This is a genomic window from Gallibacterium faecale, from assembly GCF_027920745.1.
Taxonomy (GTDB): Bacteria; Pseudomonadota; Gammaproteobacteria; order Enterobacterales; family Pasteurellaceae; genus Gallibacterium; species Gallibacterium faecale.
In genome coordinates, this window is sequence record NZ_JAQIBB010000129.1 from 1 (window position 1) to 6,134 (window position 6,134).

Consider the following 6,134-nt stretch of genomic DNA (forward strand, 5'->3'; position numbering starts at 1 on the left):
TTTAATGATATTAAAAAAATTTGTACCCAATGGGGATATTGGGCAACACCTCGTTTAGGAACGGAATATCCGAGTATCTCTATTAGCATTCCTATTCCGATTGATGAGAGTAGGCGGAGAATATTGCCTATAAGTGAAGCGTTAGCGGAGAAAATAGACGAATGTGTGCTTGTGATGAGAAAAGTTACACCTGAACTATATGATTTATTTATGGCGACTTATGCTTATCGTTTGCCGATTTACACAGAGTTAGATCGCGATCGTGTTCCTGTCAGAATTGGGCTATTAGAGCGATTTGGGATTTGCAAAGCACAATATTTCAATCAAATCAAAATAGCAGAAACATCATTGAAATTAATGTTAAGTCAAAATAAGTGTGTTTTTCTTGCGTAGTAGATTAATTGTGTGATATATTTATATCACATTAAAAGAGGGTAAAATATGATTAAGAGTTTTAAACATAAAGGATTGGAACAATTCTTCAAAAAAGGAATTACAAAAGGATTGAGACAAGACCACGTGCGAAAGATTAATGGTATTTTATCTCTTGTTGATCGTGCTAATACGGTCGAAGAATTTATTCAATTTTATCAATGTCACGAATTAAAAGGTGACAGAAAAGGAATATATTCAATGACTGTTAGTGGAAATTACCGCATTACATTCGAATTTATTAATGGTGATGCGTATATTTTAAATTACGAAGATTATCATTAAAGGAGGTATTTATGCGTAAACCAGCACATCCAGGTGAAGTATTATTAGATGGTTTTATTGAACCGAACAAAATAAAAGTGTCTGAATTAGCAACCCATCTTGGTTTTTCTCGTGAAACTTTATCAAGAGTATTGCATGGTAAAACTGCAATGACAGCGAACTTAGCTATTGCACTCGAGGAGGCGGGAATTAGTACAGCAAGATTATGGTTGTCTTTACAGACAGATTATGATTTATGGGAATTAAAACAGAAAAGAGAACATCATATCAAACCATTTAATTTTGCTGTTGCGTAAAAATAAGAAATATAGTTGATTTGTCTAGACTAAAAGTATATATTGTTAGCTATAGTGCGGTTTTGCACGCTTGAAACGCACAGATGTTTTTTTCTAACCCTGATCGGAAACGGTCGGGGTTTTTTATTGCCTCTGAAATGGAGGTGGAGAAATGAAAATGCCAGACAAAGATCCTGGAGTGTGGCTCATTATCTGGGCATATCTCCAACAAAATTACAATGCCATTGCGGGTTTCGTGATGGCTTTTTTTATGTCTATGTTACGTGCTTGGTTTTTGCAACAAAAAAGTTCGTATCGTCAACGGATATTAGACGGAGCGATATGTGGAGCATTAACACTCTCGTGTATGTCGTTACTAAATCATTTTGGATTGCACGAAAATTTATCAACCTTTATCGGTGGGATGATTGGTTTTATCGGTGCGGAAAAGATAAGAGAGTTTTTATTTAAATTTATTGCTAAAAAGGTGAGCAAGGATGAGTAAGTTTAAATTTTCAACGACAAGCGAAATGCGCTTAGTTGGGGTACATCCAGATTTGCTTAAAGTAGTACGTACTGCAATCTCTGAATCAGAGTTTGATTTTATGGTCGTTGAAGGGAAACGTAGTAAAGCAAGACAAGCAGAACTTGTTAAAAGTGGTGCAAGTAAGACAATGAACAGTCGTCACTTAACTGGACATGCCGTTGATTTAGCTCCAGTAATAGTTGAGAACGGCAAAACGGTTATTGACTGGAATAATAAAGCTAAATTTAAAGCGTTAGCTGAATTAATTAAGTCAGTCGCTAAGCGTTTTAATATCGATGTTGAATGGGGCGGAGACTGGCGAACTTTTTACGACGGACCACATTTTCAACTCAGTCGCAAAGCATACCCCGACAGGTGAGATATGTTCACAACAAATAAATGGCTATATGTGATAGCGATTATGACATTGTTACTTGTTAGTGTCGTGTATCAATATCAACTGATAAAAGATTTAAAAAACGAAATTGCTAAACAGTCTGACACAATAGCGACACAAAGTGCAACGATTATCCAGCTACACGCAGATATGGCGAACAATCAAAAACTGACACTTGAATTAAGCAAACAAGAATCAGATACAAGGAGTAAATCAGATGATGTTATCAAAAACATATCAGCAGATGACAAAGCAAGTGATGCGTATAACAGTGCTGCTCCTCGTAATATTATTGAGTTCTTGCGCAAGTAAGCCAGTAACAATAGTTCAACCCAAGATCCCAGCAGTGTTGATTGGATATTTAGATAAAACAAGTTTTAATGGTCGTACTTACGGTGATGTAGCTCAGTATGCAGTGATACTTAAGCGTGAACGTGATATTTGTTTGAATCGAATTGATAGAATCAGAGAGTGGCAGGTGCAACATGCTCAACATTAAAAAAGGTACTCCCAGACGGGGTACGCTTTCCACGGGGTTACGGACTCGCGGTTTTTGGCAGTTTTTTGCATTTCTAGGCATCATCATCTTCTAGAATTTTTGAATATTTATTAAGCATTTTTGTTTTTTTGGATTTTGTGATTATGGAAAATTTATTTGATCTTAAATTGAATATCAATCAGATTGCCGAAATCACAGGAATGCACCGTCAAACGGTATCTCAACGGGTTGCTGGATTAACACCAAGCGAGGGGAGCAATAGCAAATTAAAGTTATATCCGCTTGCGGATTTAATCCGTTTAGGACTGCAGGAAAAGAGGACTGCAGATGTTGATTCAATGTCGCCTAATGATCGACGATCTTTTTGGCAAGCTGAAAATGAACGCTTAAAGTATGAGAGGGAGACTGGGGAGCTTATCCCTGCTTATGAGGTCGCCCAAGAAATGAGTATTTTAGCGAAAGCGGTAGTACAACAACTTGAAACTTTACCTGATATTTTAGAAAGAGATGCTGGTTTATCTCCTAGTGCCTTGATAAGAGTGCAACAAATTATTGATGACATTCGAGATCAAATGGCATTGCATATTCAAGAGACTGAACATAAGGAAGAGTAATGTTTGCATCAGCAAAAGATATTCGCCGAGATATTGCAAATGTGGTGAAAGCACCTAGACGAATGAAGGTTTCTGAAGCAGTCGCAGAGTATATGCGTGTACCGATTGGTGGAGGAAATTCAGTTAAGTGGGATAAACATACAGCAGCTTATATTCTTGAACCAATGGATTGCCTAAGCTCTCGTGAATATGATGCAGTAATTTTTGTTGGTCCTGCTCGAACGGGAAAAACCATTGGTTTGATCGATGGCTGGATTAGTTATTCAATTATTTGTGATCCGTCGGATTTTTTATTGGTACAACTTACACAAGAAAAAGCCAGTGAGCATAGCCGAAAACGATTAGATCGTACATTCCGCTGTTCTCCCGAAATTGCTAAACGACTTAGCCCACGAAAAAATGACAATAATGTTCATGACAAATATTTTCGAGCAGGTAATTTACTGAAAATTGGTTGGCCATCAATCAATGTTTTGTCTTCATCGGATTACAAATATGTAGCCTTAACGGATTATGATCGTTGGCCAGAAGATATTGACGGGGAGGGGGATGGTTTTTCTCTTGCATCAAAACGTACTACAACTTTTATGTCAGCAGGAATGACACTTGTTGAGAGTTCCCCAGGTAAAGATATTGTTGATATTAAACATCAACCAAAATCTAATCACGAAGCGCCACCAACAACAGGTATATTGAGTTTATATAACCGAGGTGATCGTCGCCGCTTTTATTGGCAATGCCCTTATTGTTCAGAATATTTTCAGCCAAGTATGGTAAATATGGTTGGCTTTCGTGATGAGATGGATTTTGTCAAAGCCAGTGAAAATGCCAGATTACAATGTCCACACTGTCAACAGCTTATTAGCCCAGAACTGAAGCGTGAGTTAAATATCAATGGGGTGTGGTTAAAAGAAGGGCAGTACATTGATAAGCAAGGTAACATTCATGGGATAGGGCGTAAGTCTCGCATTGCTTCTTTTTGGTTAGAAGGTCCTGCTGCTGCATATCAAACGTGGGCGCAACTAACCTATAAGCTCCTCAATGCCGAACAGGAATATGAATTAACAGGCAGTGAAGAAACGCTCAAAGCAGTTATCAACACTGACTGGGGATTACCTTATCTACCACGTTCAGCGTTAGAACAACGCCGAACAGATGAATTAATGGAACGCAGAGAACAGTGTGATGAGAAAAGTGTTCCAGATCAATGTCGTTTCTTGATTGCTGCAGTAGATGTACAAGGTGGACGGAATCGTCGATTTGTGGTGCAAATTGTCGGTTATGGTGAAAATGGCGAACGTTGGTTAATCGATCGCTACAATATTTCTCATACATTACCAGATAGCGATGGTGTAATTGAAAAAATCGATCCTCGCAATCCTGATGATTGGGCAATTTTAATTACAGATGTCTTATCTAAACACTACCCGCTTGCGAGTAACCCACAATACCAAATGCCAAAGTAGATAGCGGGGGTGAAGAAGGTGTAACAGATAATGCCTATAAATTTTGGCGAAAATGTCGCAGAGAAGGACTTGCCAAGAAAGTCTATTTGGTGAAAGGAGATAGCACTAAGCGACAAAAATTGATTACGAAAACTTATCCCGATAATACTAGTCGTTCAGATCGACACGCTTCGGCACGAGGTGATGTGCCATTGTATTTATTACAAACAGATTATCTTAAAGATCGTATTAATAATGCTTTAGCACGTCAAACAGAAGGGGCAAATTATATACATTTCCCAAGTTGGATAGGCGAATGGTTTTTTGATGAATTGGTTTATGAGGAGCGCGGTCCTGATGGCAAATGGCGTAAGCCAGGTAAAGGCAATAACGAAGCCTTTGACTTATTTTGTTATGCTCATGCTATCGCCATTTTACGGAGGTATGAACGGATCAAATGGGGTGATGAAAAGCAAGTACCTGATTGGGCGAAATTACCCGAAATTAACCCGAATATTTTAAAAAATTCCACCACAGACCATACTGAAGCAAGTGTGGTAGAAAAAAAGCAAGAGTTACCTCTCAAAGTCAACGCAATGAAAGAGAATGCAAGTTGGCTAACAGGAAAGTCTTATCGAAAAGGAGGGTGGTTGTAAACAGAGTATAAAAATGTAATCTGGTTAATATCATTTTATCGGTCTAGATCGCAAAAATAACAAAAAAGAAAAGTTTTAAAGCCTGTTTACAAAGACAGGCTTTTTTATTATTATCATAAACAAGGTGTCGCAACCTTAACAGCGGTAATCCGCAACCGAAATCCAATGCGGTTTTTTTGTATCTAAAATTTGTGTTTCTCCTTTTTCTTTTCTACACAATTTTTGGCATAAAAAATGGTAATTACAATCTATGATCGAGTGGGCGAGGAATACAATACCTTCGGGGAATAACTCCAGCTTACTGTTAAGCTTGCGAACCGCTCGATCGCCAGTTATCTTCATAAAAAGAAACTGAAATTATTCGCAAAATTAACAGAGGCAATTATGTCAATTCATACTCAAATCCAAACAATCCAGTTCTACAACCAATCTTTAGTTACCTTTGAACAAAACGGCACATATTACACAGCAATGAAACCAATCTGTGAAAACATTGGCTTAGCGTGGAATGCACAGTTATTAAGAATTAAAAGAGATGAAGTACTTTCTAAAGGTATGATCGTGATGATCACACCTACAAATGGCGGTGAACAAGAAATGGTCTGCCTCCCAATCCAATATCTAAATGGCTGGTTATTCGGTATTGATACAAACAGAGTAAAACCAGAAATCAGAGAAACCTTGATCAAATATAAAAAAGAGTGCTATCAAGCACTGCACGATTATTGGTTTAAAGGTAAAGCGGAGAGAACTCAAACAACAGTAGATGATCGCACAGGCTTACGAGATGCGGTTAATATGTTGGTAAGCAAAAAAGGCTTAATCTACTCTGATGCTTATCAATTAGTACATCATCGCTTTAACGTTAAAAGTATTGAAGAATTAAGTAAAGAACAATTACCACAAGCAGTGGAATATGTTCATAAGATTGTACTAGAAGGTGAGCTGATCGAGCCATCAACTTTGCAATTATCAAAGAATACGGAAGCAACATTAGAAATAATG

The 6,134-nt window shown here is 37.7% G+C and carries 9 protein-coding genes and 1 pseudogene; all 10 read left to right on the top strand.

Annotated elements, in window-relative coordinates; translation table 11 throughout:
* On the top strand, window positions 1-393 hold a 393-nt coding region (locus tag PF272_RS12720), incomplete at its 5' end, for a hypothetical protein (RefSeq protein ID WP_271143042.1).
* 48 nt (window positions 394-441) lie between these two features.
* Entirely contained in the window at window positions 442-717 is a 276-nt protein-coding gene (locus tag PF272_RS12725; protein WP_013747140.1) for a type II toxin-antitoxin system RelE/ParE family toxin, read from the top strand.
* A gap of 11 nt (window positions 718-728) precedes the next feature.
* Window positions 729-1,013 carry a HigA family addiction module antitoxin gene (locus tag PF272_RS12730; protein ID WP_013747141.1) on the top strand — a complete coding sequence of 95 codons (285 nt, stop codon included), beginning with the start codon at window positions 729-731 and terminating at the stop codon, window positions 1,011-1,013.
* A gap of 151 nt (window positions 1,014-1,164) precedes the next feature.
* Window positions 1,165-1,497 (top strand): phage holin, lambda family, encoded by a 333-nt coding sequence (locus PF272_RS12735; RefSeq protein WP_081277263.1) that lies wholly within the window; start codon window positions 1,165-1,167, stop codon window positions 1,495-1,497.
* Window positions 1,490-1,897, top strand: a complete 408-nt coding sequence (locus PF272_RS12740) for a M15 family metallopeptidase (RefSeq protein ID WP_271143043.1) — start codon at window positions 1,490-1,492, stop codon at window positions 1,895-1,897. The genes PF272_RS12735 and PF272_RS12740 overlap by 8 nt, the downstream gene beginning before the upstream one ends.
* Before the next feature lie 3 nt (window positions 1,898-1,900).
* On the top strand, window positions 1,901-2,227 hold the full coding sequence (locus PF272_RS12745) for a hypothetical protein (RefSeq protein ID WP_271143044.1): 327 nt from the start codon (window positions 1,901-1,903) through the stop codon (window positions 2,225-2,227).
* Between the two features lie 34 nt (window positions 2,228-2,261).
* The gene (lysC, locus tag PF272_RS12750) at window positions 2,262-2,414 is read left to right on the top strand and encodes an Rz1-like lysis system protein LysC (RefSeq protein ID WP_271143045.1); all 153 of its coding nucleotides are present in this window, start codon (window positions 2,262-2,264) and stop codon (window positions 2,412-2,414) included.
* A 143-nt stretch (window positions 2,415-2,557) separates the two neighbouring features.
* Window positions 2,558-3,028 (top strand): DUF1441 family protein, encoded by a 471-nt coding sequence (locus tag PF272_RS12755; RefSeq protein ID WP_271143046.1) that lies wholly within the window; start codon window positions 2,558-2,560, stop codon window positions 3,026-3,028.
* Window positions 3,028-5,129: pseudogene (locus tag PF272_RS12760) on the top strand (phage terminase large subunit family protein). Before PF272_RS12755 ends, PF272_RS12760 begins: the two are co-directional and overlap by 1 nt.
* A 384-nt stretch (window positions 5,130-5,513) precedes the next feature.
* Window positions 5,514-6,134: phage antirepressor N-terminal domain-containing protein (locus PF272_RS12765; RefSeq protein ID WP_271143047.1), on the top strand; the 621-nt coding region annotated here is incomplete at its 3' end.

Coding starts and splice junctions, on each gene's coding strand:
- PF272_RS12725 (WP_013747140.1), top strand. CDS start 442: ATGATTAAGAGTTTTAAACATAAAGGATTGGAACAATTCTTCAAAAAA.
- PF272_RS12730 (WP_013747141.1), top strand. CDS start 729: ATGCGTAAACCAGCACATCCAGGTGAAGTATTATTAGATGGTTTTATT.
- PF272_RS12735 (WP_081277263.1), top strand. CDS start 1,165: ATGAAAATGCCAGACAAAGATCCTGGAGTGTGGCTCATTATCTGGGCA.
- PF272_RS12740 (WP_271143043.1), top strand. CDS start 1,490: ATGAGTAAGTTTAAATTTTCAACGACAAGCGAAATGCGCTTAGTTGGG.
- PF272_RS12745 (WP_271143044.1), top strand. CDS start 1,901: ATGTTCACAACAAATAAATGGCTATATGTGATAGCGATTATGACATTG.
- PF272_RS12755 (WP_271143046.1), top strand. CDS start 2,558: ATGGAAAATTTATTTGATCTTAAATTGAATATCAATCAGATTGCCGAA.